Source organism: Acinetobacter sp. ACNIH2, assembly GCF_002934965.1.
In the GTDB taxonomy this organism is placed as follows: domain Bacteria; phylum Pseudomonadota; class Gammaproteobacteria; order Pseudomonadales; family Moraxellaceae; genus Acinetobacter; species Acinetobacter tandoii.
Genome location: NZ_CP026412.1, coordinates 583,118 through 598,654, shown reverse-complemented (window position 1 = coordinate 598,654; position 15,537 = coordinate 583,118). Strand labels below are relative to the sequence as shown.

9 protein-coding genes, 1 tRNA gene and 1 pseudogene are annotated in these 15,537 nt (G+C 40.5%); 7 read left to right on the top strand and 4 right to left on the bottom strand.

Annotated elements, in window-relative coordinates:
• The first annotated feature begins 611 nt into the window (after positions 1-611).
• Genes kdpA through C3F34_RS02790 form a run of 5 tightly spaced genes read left to right on the top strand, consistent with a single transcriptional unit; the run spans position 612 to position 8,357 of the window.
• Positions 612-2,309 carry a potassium-transporting ATPase subunit KdpA gene (kdpA, locus tag C3F34_RS02810; RefSeq protein WP_104442280.1) on the top strand — a complete coding sequence of 566 codons (1,698 nt, stop codon included), beginning with the start codon at positions 612-614 and terminating at the stop codon, positions 2,307-2,309.
• Between the two features lie 16 nt (positions 2,310-2,325).
• Positions 2,326-4,338 (top strand): potassium-transporting ATPase subunit KdpB, encoded by a 2,013-nt coding sequence (gene kdpB / locus C3F34_RS02805; protein WP_044740931.1) that lies wholly within the window; start codon positions 2,326-2,328, stop codon positions 4,336-4,338.
• A gap of 9 nt (positions 4,339-4,347) precedes the next feature.
• Positions 4,348-4,983 (top strand): potassium-transporting ATPase subunit KdpC, encoded by a 636-nt coding sequence (gene kdpC, locus C3F34_RS02800; RefSeq protein ID WP_044740930.1) that lies wholly within the window; start codon positions 4,348-4,350, stop codon positions 4,981-4,983.
• Between the two features lie 13 nt (positions 4,984-4,996).
• Positions 4,997-7,642: a sensor histidine kinase gene (locus C3F34_RS02795; RefSeq protein WP_044740929.1), complete on the top strand. Its 2,646-nt coding sequence runs from the start codon at positions 4,997-4,999 to the stop codon at positions 7,640-7,642.
• A gap of 10 nt (positions 7,643-7,652) precedes the next feature.
• On the top strand, positions 7,653-8,357 hold the full coding sequence (locus tag C3F34_RS02790; protein ID WP_044740928.1) for a response regulator: 705 nt from the start codon (positions 7,653-7,655) through the stop codon (positions 8,355-8,357).
• A gap of 106 nt (positions 8,358-8,463) precedes the next feature.
• Here C3F34_RS02790 and chrA read toward each other — a convergent pair whose 3' ends face one another.
• The 4 genes and pseudogenes from chrA to C3F34_RS02770 form a co-directional block, all read right to left on the bottom strand.
• Positions 8,464-9,816: a chromate efflux transporter gene (gene chrA, locus C3F34_RS02785; RefSeq protein ID WP_044740927.1), complete on the bottom strand. Its 1,353-nt coding sequence runs from the start codon at positions 9,814-9,816 to the stop codon at positions 8,464-8,466.
• Between the two features lie 2 nt (positions 9,817-9,818).
• A pseudogene (locus C3F34_RS02780) lies at positions 9,819-10,738 on the bottom strand (chromate resistance protein ChrB domain-containing protein).
• 400 nt (positions 10,739-11,138) lie between these two features.
• Positions 11,139-11,214 (bottom strand) — tRNA-Arg (locus C3F34_RS02775).
• An 82-nt stretch (positions 11,215-11,296) separates the two neighbouring features.
• Entirely contained in the window at positions 11,297-12,652 is a 1,356-nt protein-coding gene (locus tag C3F34_RS02770; RefSeq protein ID WP_044740926.1) for an amino acid permease, read from the bottom strand.
• A 317-nt stretch (positions 12,653-12,969) separates the two neighbouring features.
• Between C3F34_RS02770 and prpF the strand changes: the two genes are divergently transcribed.
• The gene (prpF, locus tag C3F34_RS02765; RefSeq protein ID WP_044740925.1) at positions 12,970-14,160 is read left to right on the top strand and encodes a 2-methylaconitate cis-trans isomerase PrpF; all 1,191 of its coding nucleotides are present in this window, start codon (positions 12,970-12,972) and stop codon (positions 14,158-14,160) included.
• Between the two features lie 198 nt (positions 14,161-14,358).
• Entirely contained in the window at positions 14,359-15,330 is a 972-nt protein-coding gene (locus tag C3F34_RS02760) for a GGDEF domain-containing protein (protein ID WP_052662172.1), read from the top strand.
• Positions 15,331-15,537: the final 207 nt, after the last annotated feature.

The window sequence follows — 15,537 nt, the reverse complement described above, 5'->3', positions numbered from 1 at the left end:
AAAATATTGAACGCTTTGAGCAAACTTGATTCATGTTCTGGTATTTTAGACATGAATTCAGTTTGCTCTAAACGGATGAACCTATATTCGAGTAAGTAATTTATATAAATAATTTTTTATCATTTGGTTTGCCCTCCATTCTGCTTAATTCAGTATTCATTTCAAGCGAATGCTTGGTTTCAAATTCAAACATGAAGAATGTGTCATTATTCAATTAATTTTAAACAGATGTAATATGTGATTTTGATGCGACTAAGCAGATGCAGAAGTTATTCAAGTAAAATCTTGGGTAAAAACTGTAATATAGATATTTTCAATGATGCAGAACAGATTAGAGCGTATTTTTAACATTGAAATTTTGATTTTTAGCTTTCCACCCCTTTGTTCTAACATTTTGTTGGTGATGAGTAATAACCGATGTGCCGATTGTAGACATTCTCTGCGCTAGTTCACTGATGATTTTTCCCTTCTTATTTAAAGTCAATTTTTTATCCCTAATCTGAATCATTTAAAAATTTACGCGAAATTTACGCAGCTGACTTTTTTCAATATAGAAAATTTACGCCCTCAATTTCCATACTAATGATGACCTATTTTAAATGGCATTTGCTATGTGGGAATTTATTACTGTATTTGTCTTTTCATTGTTGCTGGCTTATCCGCTTGGTGCTTATCTTGCGGATGTGATGCAAGTCAAGCCAATGAAAAGTGACCATTTTTTTAAATGGATTGAGCAACCGATTTATGCGGTACTCGGCGTCAAGCGCAGCGGGATGAACTGGCGACAATATTTGGGTGCTTTTGTTCTGAGCAATATTTTATTGCTGGGGGCAAGTGTCGCTATTTTAATGACTCAAGCTTGGTTACCCTTGAACCCAGACCATATTCCCAATATGAATTGGGACTTGGCTTTACACACTACTATTTCCTTCCTGACCAATACCAACCAACAGCATTATTCTGGGCAGGCACAATTGTCTTATCTATCACAAATGACCGTGATTGTAGGATTGCAATATTTGTCGCCAATCATGGGACTTGCCTTACTGGTCGCGATGTTAAGAGCTTTATTTTTACAATCAGCTCAAGCAGAAAACTCAGAGCAAAACAAATGGAATCGTATCAATCTGGGCAATTATTGGATGGATATCATCCGCCCCTTATTTCGATTCTTCATTCCACTTGGTTTGATTTTTTCTTTGCTGCTCACTTTTCAAGGCGTCCCAGCAACATTATCTGCGGGTCCAACAGCACAAGTTTTAGAGCAAAGCACAGAAATTAAAACTCAGCATATCCCACTGGGTCCCGTTGCACCGATGGTGGCGATTAAACAACTGGGTAGTAATGGTGGTGGTTGGTATGGACCAAACAGTACTGTGCCTTTAGAAAATCCAACACCATTGTCCAATGTGATTGAGATGATAGCGATTTTACTGATTCCACTTTCTGCAGTGTTTATGGTTGGGCGTTTTATTCAACGCAAAAAACTGATGTGGATGATTTTTGGCAGCATGTTGTTGATGTCACTGTCTTCAACAGTATTCACTCTGTGGACAGAAAAATCCTCATTAATTCCCAATATGGCATGGATGGAAGGCAAGGAAACCCGTTTTGGTGCTGAGGCATCCGCACTGTGGGGAAGCTTGACTACACAAGTCAATAACGGCTCAGTCAATATGATGCATGACTCGGCTTCACCACTCACGGGATTGGTTGAACTGTGCAATATGCTGATCAATGCCATTTGGGGCGGGATTGGTTGTGGGCTATTACAGTTCTTTATTTACCTGTTTCTTGCCGTATTTATCGCAGGTTTGATGACAGGGCGTACTCCTGAACTATTTGGTCGAAAAATTGAAGTCACTGAAATTAAGTTATTAGCGTTGGTGATTCTATTACAGCCTGTAGTGATTCTGAGTTTGACGGCCATCGCGATTGCCTTTCCATCCATGACAGGGAGTTCAAATCCAGCTTTTCATGGCATTAGCCAAGTGTTTTATGAGTATGTTTCTGCCTATGCCAATAATGGTTCGGGCTTTGAAGGTTTAGGTGATAGCACGTTTTGGTGGAACCTAAGTGCCAGTGTGGCGTTATTGGCAGGGCGTTATAGCGTATTGATTATTCCTGTTTTGATTGCAGTGAGTTTAGCAACCAAACCGCAAGCAGCCGAAAGCAAAGGTTCTTTACAGATCGAATCTCCAACCTTTGCTCTGACTTTAATCGGGATCGTGTTGATTCTGACCTTGTTGCAATTCATGCCAGTGTTGGTGATTGGGCCAATTGCTGACTATTTGTCGATAAAAGTTTGAGCGTGGAGCAAGCACAATGAAACATTCAAATGCGACACAACAGATGGATATCTTGAATAAAGAAATTATTCAGCAAACTTTCCATAAATTGCTGCCTCAACACGCGTTTAAAAATCCAGTGATGGCATGTGTGTGGGTAGGAACAGTTTTAACCCTTGTCGCCACTTTGATGGGAAGTACCAGCTTAGGTTTTGGCTTAGTCCTAAGCTTGATTTTATTGGTCACGGTCTTATTTGCTAATTATGCCGAGGCGGTTGCAGAAGCCAAGGGACGTGGACAAGCTGCATCTTTACGTCAGGCGCGTGAAAATTTAACTGCAAATCGTATTCTCGATTTAAATGCCGTACCGACAGTGATTTCTGCAAATTTACTGAAAAAGGATGATTTAGTCATCGTTAAAGCAGGTGAAATTGTTCCTGCGGATGGTGAAATTATTCAGGGTTTTGCGACCATCAATGAATCAGCCGTTACAGGTGAATCTGCGCCCGTACTGCGTGAAGCCAATACTGACCGTTCAGGGGTGATTGGTGGGACTAAGGTTTTGTCAGATGAAATTATTATTCGAGTCAGTAATGAAGCAGGGCATAGCTTCTTGGACCGTATGATTGCCCTAGTTGAAGGTGCCAACCGTCAGAAAACACCGAATGAGATCGCACTGAGTATCTTACTCAATATCATGACCATCACCTTTATTGTGGTGGTGGCAACCTTACCTTTTATTGGTTCAATGGTTGGGATCAAAATCAGTATGGTTTTGCTGATTGCACTGTTGGTCTGTTTAATTCCAACCACGATTGGCGGCTTGCTGCCTGCAATTGGGATTGCAGGGATGAACCGTGCTTTAAAAGCCAATGTCTTAGCCAAATCAGGTAAAGCGGTTGAAGTTGCGGGTGATATTGATGTGTTGCTCTTGGATAAAACAGGCACGATCACCTATGGAGATCGCCAAGCTACTGCTTTTTATCCATTGGCAGGTGTGACACCCAGTGAGTTACGCCAAGCAGCGATGCTGACTTCTTTTGCCGATCCAACGCCTGAAGGGAAGTCGGTCATCAGCCTTGGGAAAGAATTAGGTGAAAGTATCCAAGAGCCGAAAGATGCCGAATTCATTCAGTTTAGTGCCTCAACTCGTCTTTCCGGAGTAAATCTAGCAACTGGACAAACGATTCGTAAAGGTGCTGTCGATGCCATTCTTAACTTTACCCATCAAAATATTCAAGACAACATTGAGCTTAAAACTCGTGTAGAGCAAGTGGCTTCTAAAGGTGCAACACCACTCGTAGTGGCTTCGAATCACAATATTTTAGGTGTGATTGAACTCTCGGATGTGATCAAACAAGGCATTAAAGAACGTTTTGCACTGTTACGTGAGATGGGCATCAAAACCATTATGGTCACAGGAGACAATCCATTGACTGCGGCTGCAATTGCGGCCGAAGCAGGGGTGGATGACTATATTGCAGAAGCGAGACCTGAGGATAAATTGGCTTGTATTCGTAACGAACAAGCAGCAGGAAAATTAGTCGCAATGGTGGGTGATGGCACCAACGATGCACCAGCCTTGGCACAGGCAGATATTGGTTTAGCTATGAACTCAGGTACTCAAGCAGCCAAAGAAGCGGGCAATATGGTGGATTTAGATTCTGATCCAACCAAATTGCTAGATGTAGTCGAAATTGGTAAGCAACAATTGATTACTCGTGGAGCATTAACCACTTTTTCTTTGGCAAATGATGTATCTAAGTACTTTGTCATTTTACCTGCATTGTTTGCGGTGGCAATTCCACAACTTGGGGTATTGAATATTTTGCAACTTAGTAGTCCAAGCAGTGCCGTGATTTCCGCTTTGATCTTTAATGCCTTGATTATTCCAATGCTCATTCCATTGGCACTCAAAGGCGTTCAATTCAAACCTGCCAGTGCGCTGCAATTGTTACGCCGTAATATGCTGATTTACGGTGTAGGTGGTGTGATCTTTCCATTTATTGTGATCAAGCTCATTGACCTTATTGTGTCATTGTGGATTTAGGAGTGAGATATGAATACTTTATTGAAGCATGAGCAATTGAACCAACAAAATCTTCAATTATCGAATCCTGTTCATTCGGTTTTACGCCCAAGCCTCGGTTTGGTTGCGGTTGGTTTCTTGATTGCAGGCATGTTGTACGCTACAGCAAGCGTCTCTCTTGCGCAGTTGATTTTTCCGAAACAAGCCAATGGCAGTGTCATTGAACTGAATGGTAAAGTGGTGGGGTCAAGTTTGGTAGGACAAAACTTTGTTAGTGAACCATATTTCCATGGACGACCAAGTGCGGTAAGTTACAATGTCGATGGTATGGCAGGCAGTAATTTGGCAATCTCTAATCCTGATTTGCAAAAACAAATTAAAGAGCGAACAGTACAATTTGCCCAAAATAATCAGATTACTAAGCAACACGTGCCGAACGAGATGGTAACTGCATCGGGCAGTGGGATTGATCCTGATATTTCACCTGAAAGTGCTTTATTACAGGTGAAACGCGTCGCACAGCAACGTCATTTACCTGAGCAACACGTTCGTGATTTGGTACAACAACAAATTCAGCCTGCACAGTTCGGCATATATGGGCAAGCGCGAGTCAATGTGTTGCAGTTAAATTTAGCCTTAGACCAATTATCATCGACCATACGTTGATAGAGCAGACCTTATGCAGATCGACCGAAACAATAAAGCAGATGCATGGTTGGCACATAGCCAACGTGAGCAATCTGGACGTTTGACCATTTTCTTGGGTGCAGCACCTGGGGTTGGGAAAACCTATGCCATGTTGACCCGAGCGCATGAGTTAATGCAACAAGGGCAGCATGTGGTGGTTGGGGTCGTAGAAACCCACGGTCGATCTGATACCGAACGTTTGATTCAAGGGCTCAATGTTATTCCAAGAAAGTCTGTGGAATATCAAGGGCGAATGTTGGAAGAGATGGATCTCGACCAAATTCTTAAATTAAAGCCTCAAGTTGTGCTTGTTGATGAGTTGGCTCATCGGAATGTACCCAATAGTCGGCATGAATATCGTTGGCAAGATGTTAATGAGTTGTTGGATGCAGGCATTGATGTCTATAGCACTTTAAATATTCAGCATTTGGAAAGCCTCAATGATGTGGTTTACCAAATTACGGGGATTCGGGTAACTGAAACTGTCCCCGATGCACTACTGAAACGTTTGAAAGACATTCGACTGGTTGATTTACCTGTTCCCGAATTATTAGAACGGATGAATCATGGCAAGATTTATTTCGCTGATGTTGCACCCCATGCATTACAAGGTTTTTTTAAAGCTGCGAATTTGACAGCATTACGTGATCTGGCAATTCAAACTGTTGCAGGGCAGGTCGATATTGATTATCGAGAAAAATTTGTTGCGCAAGGGCAGATTATTCCGATTCAAAATCACGTCCTGTTGGCGATAGATGGTTCTGAGTTTTCAGAAGATTTGGTACGCCGTGCCCATCGGATTGCGGAAAGACGCAATGCCACATGGAGCGTCATTTCGATTCAAAAAAGTAAAGCCGAAACGACGCAAATTTTTACGGTGACGAAGGCTTTTAACCTAGCGCGTAAGCTCGGTGCAGATACCTATTTGCTGTATAGCAATCATATTGCATCGACCATTTTACAGGCGGCTTATGATTATGGTGCATCCAATATTTTACTTGGCAAGAGCCCTCAAAAATCGCTATGGCAACGCTTATTTTCAGATCATATTGCCGATCAGCTTTTAGAAAAACAACATCCTTTTGAAATCACTTTTGTTCAACCTTTAAAAGCTCAAAATAATCAGACCAGCCCGAACGATACAGCTCATTCATCTTGGCGAGAACAAGGCTTGGCTTTTAATCGACGCGAAGTATTCGAAAGTATCATTATTGTATTGCTAGGGCTGATTGTGGCGGCAATCAGTGATCATTTTATTGGGTATAGTGACTTAGCTTTGATTTTTATTGTGACTGTATTATTGGTTGCGATACGGGCTCGCATGTTGATTACAATTATCAGCGTATTCATCTGTTTTTTACTCTATAACTACTTTTTTATTGAACCTCGCTTTACCTTTATGATCAGTGCTGAACGCGGCGTGATTACCATTATCACGTTCATTATTTCAGCCTTACTGGTCGGGCGTTTAGCCAATCAATTACGTGCTCAGGTGTTGAGTTTACGTGCTGCAAATTCAGTCTCGTTACAATTACAAGAATTAGAAAGAAAGCTATCGACCTGTGTAGATATTGAACAGGTATTAACCGTGGCCAAACAACATTTGGAAACTTCATTAAATGCGACGGTCTGGTTAAAAGTTGAAAATCAGTCTTTAGGGGATTTCTCTGCTTTAAATGAAAAAGATCAGATTGCCGCAGATTGGACACAAAAGAATGCGAAACCCTGTGGACGTTTTACCAATACACTGACCAATTCTGATTGGTGGTTTATTCCGTTAAATTTGGTGAAAGAATATGGGGTGATTGCAATTCGGTTTCATCAAAACGCTCAAAGCATCAGTTTTGAATTGCAACGTTTAACTGAGTTGATGATTGAAGACATTGCGCAAACTGTTGCTCGGGTTCAGCTCTCTTTACAGTTAGAAAATTCTCGTGTGGTGGCTGAAACGGAAAAGCTCCGCTCCGCCTTACTTTCTTCGGTCTCGCATGATTTACGTTCACCCTTAGCCGCGATGATTGGTTCAGCAGATACGCTTAAATATTATGGTGAACAAATGCCTGAAAGCGATCGGCATGAATTATTAGATACCATTCATATCGAGGGCGAACGACTTGATCGTTATATTCAAAACCTGTTGGATATGACTCGATTAGGTCATCAAGGGTTGACTTTGAGTCGTGCTTGGATCGGTGTGGATGAGCTGATTGGCTCGGCAACTCAACGACTGAAACGCTATCAGCCTGAGGTGAAAATCGAGGTTGCTTTGGCGGAAGAACTTCCGCAATTGTATGTGCATCCTGCTTTAATTGAACAAGCCATTTTTAATGTCTTGGAAAATGCAGCCAAGTTCTCACCAGAGAATGTTCCGATTGAAATAAAGATTCAGCAAGAGCAACAATTTCTGCAAATTGACATTATCGATCAGGGGATCGGCATTCCTGAAGATGAACGTGAACAAATTTTTGATATGTTCTATACCATGCAGCGTGGTGATCGCGGGAAAACCGGAACAGGTTTAGGGCTAGCGATTGTCAGAGCCATTATTGGCGCTCATATGGGCAGTATCGAAGCTTTTGGAGGAACAGATGGTCAAGGCACCTTAATTCGCATACGATTACCGTTACATCAGGACTAAAAACATTTTTATGCCACAAACAATCCATCCGAATGCATCAATTCTGATTATTGATGATGAGCCTCAAATCCGAAAATTTTTGGACATTGCCTTACGCGCACAAGGCTATCAGGTACATGTCGCTGAAAATGGCATGCAAGGCTTAGAGACTTTGGCAACCCGTGGTGCGGATTTACTGATTTTAGATTTGGGCTTACCTGATATGGAGGGACAGCAGGTGTTGACCGAGATGAGACTCTGGTCGGACATTCCTGTGATTGTGTTATCTGCACGCCCTGATGAAAATCAAAAAATTAAATTGCTCGATGCAGGCGCAAACGATTATGTCACCAAACCGTTTAGCATTCAGGAATTATGTGCGCGTATTCGGGTGATGTTTCGCAATAAACCACAGCAATCTGGATTGAACATTGTGTTTGATGATGGTCAATTATCTGTGGATGTGGCTGAACATGTGGTGAAGTTAGCCCATGAAGAAATTGTTCTGACCAAAAAGGAATTTCAACTGTTAGCACTGCTAATTCGCCATCAGGGGAAGATTGTCACGCAAAAACAAATTATGACGGAGTTATGGGGTATCACGCATGAAGAAGATACCCATTATCTTCGAATCTTGGTGAAAAAACTACGCAGCAAAATTGGAGATTCTGCCATCAGTCCAAACTATATTTTTACCATTGCAGGCGTGGGGCTGCGTTTTTTAGGTGAATCCTAATGATCAACTTGAATAGAGCATAATAAGAACATAAGCGGCTCAAAAATATTGTGGGATTGATTCAATCAAATCCCACAAAAGAATGCCTTCATTCAATTCAGTTACATTAGAGAAAACTAAAACAAAGTAAGCCGATTAACGCCGAAGCAGCAAGGACATACATGACTTTCAACTCAAAATAGAACAGTCCAATTAGGGCTGCAAGTGCGATTGAAGCAGCAACGATATCAAAAGAACCACCAAATCCTGTTGGCCAGAGCACGTGATAACTAAAAAATAGTGCAAGATTCAGAATCACGCCGACAACTGCTGCTGTAATGGCGGTTAGGGGCGCTGTAAATTTGAGCTCATTATGTGTCGATTCTATAATCGGTGCACCAGCGAGGATAAAAATAAAGGAAAATAGGAAGGTAAACCAAGTCACGATTGTTGCTCCAATCGCACCTGCCAAGAATAGATGATCGGGACCTAAGAGGGCTTGGTTAAATGCGCCCAAAAAACCAACGAAAGCAACCACCATAATTAAAGGTCCAGGCGTGCTTTCGCCTAATGCCAAGCCATCGATCATTTGAGTTGGGCTTAACCAACCGTAATAGTTAACAGCACCTTGATAAACATAAGGTAATACGGCATAGGCACCGCCAAAAGTGAGCAGGGCCGCTTTAGTAAAGAACCAAGCCATTTGGGTATAGGCATGATTCCACCCAAGCGTTAAGCTTAGACTTAGGATCGGAAGAAACCACAGTAGCCCTCCCATCAGTAAAATACTGCCCAAACGTTTCCAGCTAAATATGGTATGTTCGGGCGTAGGTGTATCATCATCAATGAACGCACGCCCATAATCTTTTTTACTCTGCTGATGAGCTTTGCCACTGGAAAATAGAGTTGGATACTTTTTACTGGTCAGATATCCAATGATCGCAGCCGATAACACAATTAAAGGGAAGGGTAAATTGAAGAAAAAAATCGCAATAAATGAAAGTGCTGCAATCAACCATAAGAATTTATTTTTGAGTGATCGACTCCCAATTCGATGTGTTGCATGAAAAACAATAGCAACGACTGCGGGTTTGATACCGTAAAACAGTCCAGCAATAATAGGAACATCACCAAATTTGACATAGACCCATGAAAGGCCAATTAAAATAAAAAGTGATGGTAGTACAAAAAGAATGCCTGCAACTAAACCCCCAGCAGTTCTATGCATTAACCAACCGATATAAGTCGCTAACTGTTGCGCTTCAGGGCCTGGTAAGAGCATGCAATAGTTCAGTGCATGTAAAAAACGTTTCTCGGAAATCCAACGTTTTTGTTCGACCAGTTCTTGGTGCATGACCGCGATTTGACCTGCGGGACCACCAAAACTAATAAACCCTAATTTAAGCCAAAACAGAAAGGCTTGCCAAAATGAAATAGCATGTATTTCTGCTTCGGGGGATGTAATCCGTTCTTGTTCCATGATTATTCTCTGGATAGGTTGGCATAGAGACCATCAAAAATATGATTGGATAATTCAAATAATTGTTCATCATTGCTTATTCGGCTGCGAAGACCTTGCATGACTTTTTCAATCCCTATTGCTTCTGGTGGTTCAATCCCACCGACATCAAGGTAATGCACAATTTCAGCAACTTTTTTGAGTGCTGGTATTTCTAAATTAAAACTATGTAAAAGAACTTCAAAAGTGACCCAGTGATTGACGTGGCTGAACCTCGCGCCATCAAAATCGAAACCTAAGGCTTCTTCGGGGCAATCAGTGGGGGTTTCTAACCACATAAAGGTCGGTGTGGCATCGATAAAAGTCTTAATCAGCCATGCAGAAGCTAGCCGATCTATCCAAGGTCTTTTTCGAGTTGCCCAAATTTGGTTTTGATAATCTGTTTTGTCTAAAAGTTGAATATGAGTTTGTATTGCTTGGGGTTCGTTAACTTCACCGAGTCGGGCAATAGCGCGTTCCAATAATGATAGTTCGTTTAGCACTTGTGCCTGAGTTTCGTCAGGGTAATAGTCAATTTCTACAAGTGCATCGATACTTTTTCGGAGTTTACGAACTTGCTTGAGTAGCTCTTTCTTTTGATTTTGAGTCAGGTGGTCTCGTAATGCAGTAAGTTGTTTATAAAGAGCATCGTATTCTTCTTTTCGACTGAACATACTCGAAAGATCAAGATTTGAAAGTGACTCTGTATGGAATATATAAGCAGTACCTTGCTCAGAAATAACATCATTGGCAATACATCAAATTTCTCTCGATGTGCAATTGGGAGTACATAGACTCCATCTCTAAGGGTTGCAGCACCACTTGCCTTAAGAGATCTCCATACTCGCATACGAGTGGTTGTGTTTTGCGTGGGAAGTGAAGATATGAGTAAAGATATTTTCATGTTATATACTCAACATATTTTGTTAAGTATATTTTATTTTTATAATCAGTAGATCATATTTTCTGCAAAGAATATATACAAAATAGATATGAACCTAATCGTTAACAAAGCTTATTTCTGATTTGTTTTAGAAACAGAGATGAGCAATTGATTTGAAAACTTTTAGAATAATTTAAAGATTGCTGTATCTAAGCTTATTGTATGGCAAAAATTATGACTTAATGATGTCAAATGGTCATTTGATTTCATCCATATAAAATTGTCGTGAATAGACTTTTTTCTATTTGTTAAGTGTTGAATGTGGTTAAGGGAGCAGGTTTGTTGGATTGGCTCAAAATATAAGGTCTATTTTCCGTTTATATTTAATTTCGAGCGTTAAAGACTAAAATCCACCATAAAATGGTGCGCCCTGCGGGACTCGAACCCACGTCGGTCGCTTAGGAGGCAACTGCTCTATCCAGTTAAGCTAAGGGCGCAAAACGAAAACAATCTAACTGATTTTTAAGCATAAAAAAAGTTATTGTCGAAACAATAACTTTTAATCCAGTCAAAAGCTATTTAGCTCTTGGTTGGTTTGATCATTTTAAAGAAGATCGCCATCAGTACAATCCACACAGGAATCATCAGTACAGATTCTTTAAAGCCTTGTGTCCACATAATGTATAGCACAGTCGCAATAAAGATCAGAACTAAATAGTTACTCACTGGTGACCAAAGTGAAGGGAATTTGGTTTGAGTTGAAGTGGCTTTCATTGCTTGACGGAATTTTAAATGTGTCAAACTAATCATTGCCCAATTCAATACCAATGCTCCCACAACTACATACATTAAGTGGCCGAGTGCATCTTCAGGTACAAAGTAATTCAACAATACACAACCGAAAATGAGTAATGCAGAGAACAATACTGCTGGAATAGGTACCCCTTGCTTGTTCACTTTCAAGAAAACTTTTGGCGCATTTCCTTGTTCCGCTAAACCAAACAACATACGGCTATTTGCATACATCCCACTGTTATATACAGACAATGCAGCAGTCAAAATAATGAAATTCAGTAAATGTGCAGCCCATTGAATACCCATTTGGCTGAAAATCATCACAAATGGGCTTTTGTCTAAACCGCCCAAATCCAATTGGTTCCAAGGCACTAAAGATAACAGAATGGTTAACGAGCCCACATAGAAAATGAGGATACGGAAGACCACTTGATTGATGGCTTTAGGAATGGTTTTTTCAGGATCTTTTGCTTCAGCAGCAGCCATCCCAATCAGCTCAATCCCACCGAAGGCAAACATTAAGAAAGCCAACATATAGAATAGACCTTCAAAGCCATTCGGGAAAAATCCACCATGTGTCCAAAGGTTACTAAATGAAGCAGTCGAGTTTGCATCCGCAGTAAGTAATAGATACAAACCGAAAACGATCATGGAAATTACGGCAGCAACTTTAATAATTGCTAACCAGAATTCCGACTCTCCATAGAACTTTACATTACCCAAGTTAATAAGGGTAATGACAACGAAGAAGAACAGCACTGACGCCCATGCAGGAATAAAAGGCCACCAGTAATTGATATATTTAGCGACTGCAGTTAGCTCGGTCATAGCCACTAAAATATACAGAATCCAGTAATTCCAACCAGCTAGGAAGCCAGGGAACTTACCCCAGTATCGATAAGCAAAATGACTAAATGAACCAGCAACAGGTTCATGGACAATCATTTCTCCCAACTGACGCATAATTAAAAAAGCAATTAAACCACCAATGGCATAACCTAAAATGATGGATGGACCTGCAGATTGGATAACCTGTGCGGAACCTAAGAATAAGCCTGTACCAATTGCGCCACCCATGGCGATAAGTTGGATGTGACGGTTCTTTAAGCCACGCTGAAGTTGTGAAGAGTTATTGTTCAAAGTTCTCAGCCCGACGATGAATGTATAGGGATTGTAAAGGATTGATTACACTTAGCCTAGTAGATGAACGATTGGTCAAATGATTTAACTAGAAGTATTTTACCTTTTGTATATAAAATTGAATGATGAATCAATTATTTAGATTTATTTAAAAAATGACTCTAACGTTCTGCTTGGTTTTAAAAATAATGATCAAGCGTTGCTTTTTTATACTTAAGTCATGCACGGCAAATTTTTTTCTTAAAAAGCAGTATGATGGATGAGGTTAAAATTTTTAGCATGTGTCAAAACAACGGTTCAGCAAGGATTAAAAAACAATGAGTTTCGCTCCTCAAATTAAAATTCCAGCGACTTATATGCGCGGTGGCACCAGTAAAGGCGTATTTTTTAAACAAGATGATTTACCAGAAGCTGCACAGGTAGCAGGTAAAATTCGCGATCAAATCTTGCTTCGCGTCATTGGTAGTCCAGATCCTTATGCAAAACAAATTGATGGAATGGGCGGAGCAACATCTAGTACCAGTAAAACCGTGATTTTAGCGAAAAGTACACAAGCCGAGCATGATGTTGATTATTTGTTTGGGCAAGTATCTATCGACCAGCCTTTTGTAGATTGGAGTGGAAACTGCGGTAATTTAACGGCAGCCGTTGGCTCATTTGCTATTTCAAATGGATTGGTCGATGCAGCGCGAATTCCTGAAAATGGCATTTGTACAGTACGAATCTGGCAGGTCAATATTCAAAAAACGATTATTGCCCATGTTCCTATTACCAATGGACAAGTCCAAGAAACAGGTGATTTTGAACTTGATGGCGTGACTTTTCCTGCGGCGGAAGTCCAGATTGAATTTTTAGACCCTGCCGATGATGGTGAAGATGGTGGTGCCATGTTCCCAACAGGAAATGTTGTGGATACCTTGGACGTACCTGAGATAGGCTCTTTTCCTGCGACATTTATCAATGCGGGTATTCCGACTATTTTCTTAAATGCTGAAGATATTGGCTATACGGGGACCGAACTCCAAGAAGCGATCAACAGTGATATTGAAGCCTTGAAGCGTTTTGAAACTATTCGTGCATATGGTGCAAAACAAATGGGGCTGATTCAAGACATCTCAGAAGCTGCTACACGTCAACATACCCCGAAAATCGCTTTTGTGTCCAAACCGAAAGCCTACGTATCTTCGAGTGGTAAAGCCATTACCGAAGCTGATAGCGATTTACTGGTTCGTGCATTATCTATGGGTAAACTGCATCATGCCATGATGGGGACAGCTGCAGTTGCGATTGGTACAGCGGCTGCCATTCCAGGGACATTGGTGAACTTGGCAGCAGGTGGTGGGGAACGTGAAGCAGTTCGTTTTGGTCATCCTTCAGGGACATTACGAGTGGGTGCACAAGCGGTGCTGGAAAACGGACAGTGGCAAGTGAAAAAAGCCATTATGAGCCGTAGTGCTCGTGTGCTCATGGAAGGCTGGGTGCGTGTGCCTGAAGATTGTCTAAAATAAGTTATATCTAACTGTTATTTAAAAGCCCTTATCTTTGGATAAGGGCTTTTTTTATTCTTTATTTCTTAAAAATGAATAAGTAAATCTTAAATTTATATATCTTATATTTTTATAAGCTATTCATTTTATATTCGAATGAGGAATAGCTATTTTTTGGTAGCATTTTGCGTAGCTTTAACCTAAAAAAATGTATGTATTATGGATGCACATTCTCTTCAAAATAGTTTGAATATTAACACCCATGAAGTGTTAGATTCTTTGCCTTTGGCAACCGCATTGTTTTCTCCAACTGGGGACATTTTATTTACCAATCAGTTTTTTGCCAGCAGCTTTGATCTTTCTGTTGAGCAGATGCATTTGCAAAATCTTGCACAATTTTCTGAAGAATGTTTTCAGGTGTTTAGCCAAAATGTGTTGCGATTTAGACAAGGGCTTCCAGTTGAACCTTTTGAGTATCAAGTCTTTGGTCGCTATTACTGGGTTATCTTAAAACCGAATTATAGTATTAATGGCGAGCTGCAATCTGTTCTATTATGTAGCTCAGATATTTCTAATTTAATGCATAAAAAAATTCAGTTTGAGGCGAGCAATTTAGAATTTCGGCGTGGTAATGAAAAGGATCATCTAACTGGATTAGCCAACCGTCGTGCCTTTGATTTGAAATTAAAACATTATTTGCATGCTATGACACAACATGAAGCATCCGAACTGAGCCTATTGTTGGTTGATGTAGATAACTTTAAAAAAATGAATGATCTTTATGGGCAGAGTTTGGGAGACAATGTGCTGAAAGCTTTGGCCCGAACTTTATCGAATGTGAGCCCGATTGAAGTTTCACAGCATATTTATCGGGTGGGTGGGGAGGAGTTTGCGATTTTGTTGCCGAACTTTTCTTTACAGCAAGGTTGTGAGCAGGCAGAAATTTATCGAAGTGCAGTTGAGATTTTAGGACAGCATTTCCGAGGTCAAATTTTGCATGAATTATCGATTTCAGTGGGGGTGGTAAGTACTCGGGAATTTATGTTTGCTCAGTCATTTTATGAGCTAGCGAATAAAGCCTTATCTTGTGCTAAAAAAGGACTTAAAAATTGTGTTTATTATACCAACCATAATGGATGTTATTCCTATCCTAAACATCAGCGATGTCAGAAAGGTGAGTGTTGTATATAAGTGATAAAGAAGAATTTCATGTAGAGAAACACGTCGACTTAGATAAATTTAAATGCAAAATGTTTTTAAGTTGCTTCGCTTGGATGAAAAATATGACCTATAGCATCGTTATTTATAAGATTAACTTGTATCAAATCTAGATCAAGGTGTATGGCAGGCTTCGCATTTAGCGTACAATCACAAGCAATCCGAACTTTGATGGTCATG

Bases quoted from the DNA above. Each gene is read 5' to 3' on its own strand.
- prpF (WP_044740925.1), top strand. From the start codon at position 12,970: ATGAGTTTCGCTCCTCAAATTAAAATTCCAGCGACTTATATGCGCGGT.
- C3F34_RS02760 (WP_052662172.1), top strand. From the start codon at position 14,359: ATGGATGCACATTCTCTTCAAAATAGTTTGAATATTAACACCCATGAA.
- chrA (WP_044740927.1), bottom strand. From the start codon at position 9,816: ATGGAACAAGAACGGATTACATCCCCCGAAGCAGAAATACATGCTATT.
- kdpA (WP_104442280.1), top strand. From the start codon at position 612: ATGTGGGAATTTATTACTGTATTTGTCTTTTCATTGTTGCTGGCTTAT.
- C3F34_RS02795 (WP_044740929.1), top strand. From the start codon at position 4,997: ATGCAGATCGACCGAAACAATAAAGCAGATGCATGGTTGGCACATAGC.
- kdpB (WP_044740931.1), top strand. From the start codon at position 2,326: ATGAAACATTCAAATGCGACACAACAGATGGATATCTTGAATAAAGAA.
- kdpC (WP_044740930.1), top strand. From the start codon at position 4,348: ATGAATACTTTATTGAAGCATGAGCAATTGAACCAACAAAATCTTCAA.
- C3F34_RS02790 (WP_044740928.1), top strand. From the start codon at position 7,653: ATGCCACAAACAATCCATCCGAATGCATCAATTCTGATTATTGATGAT.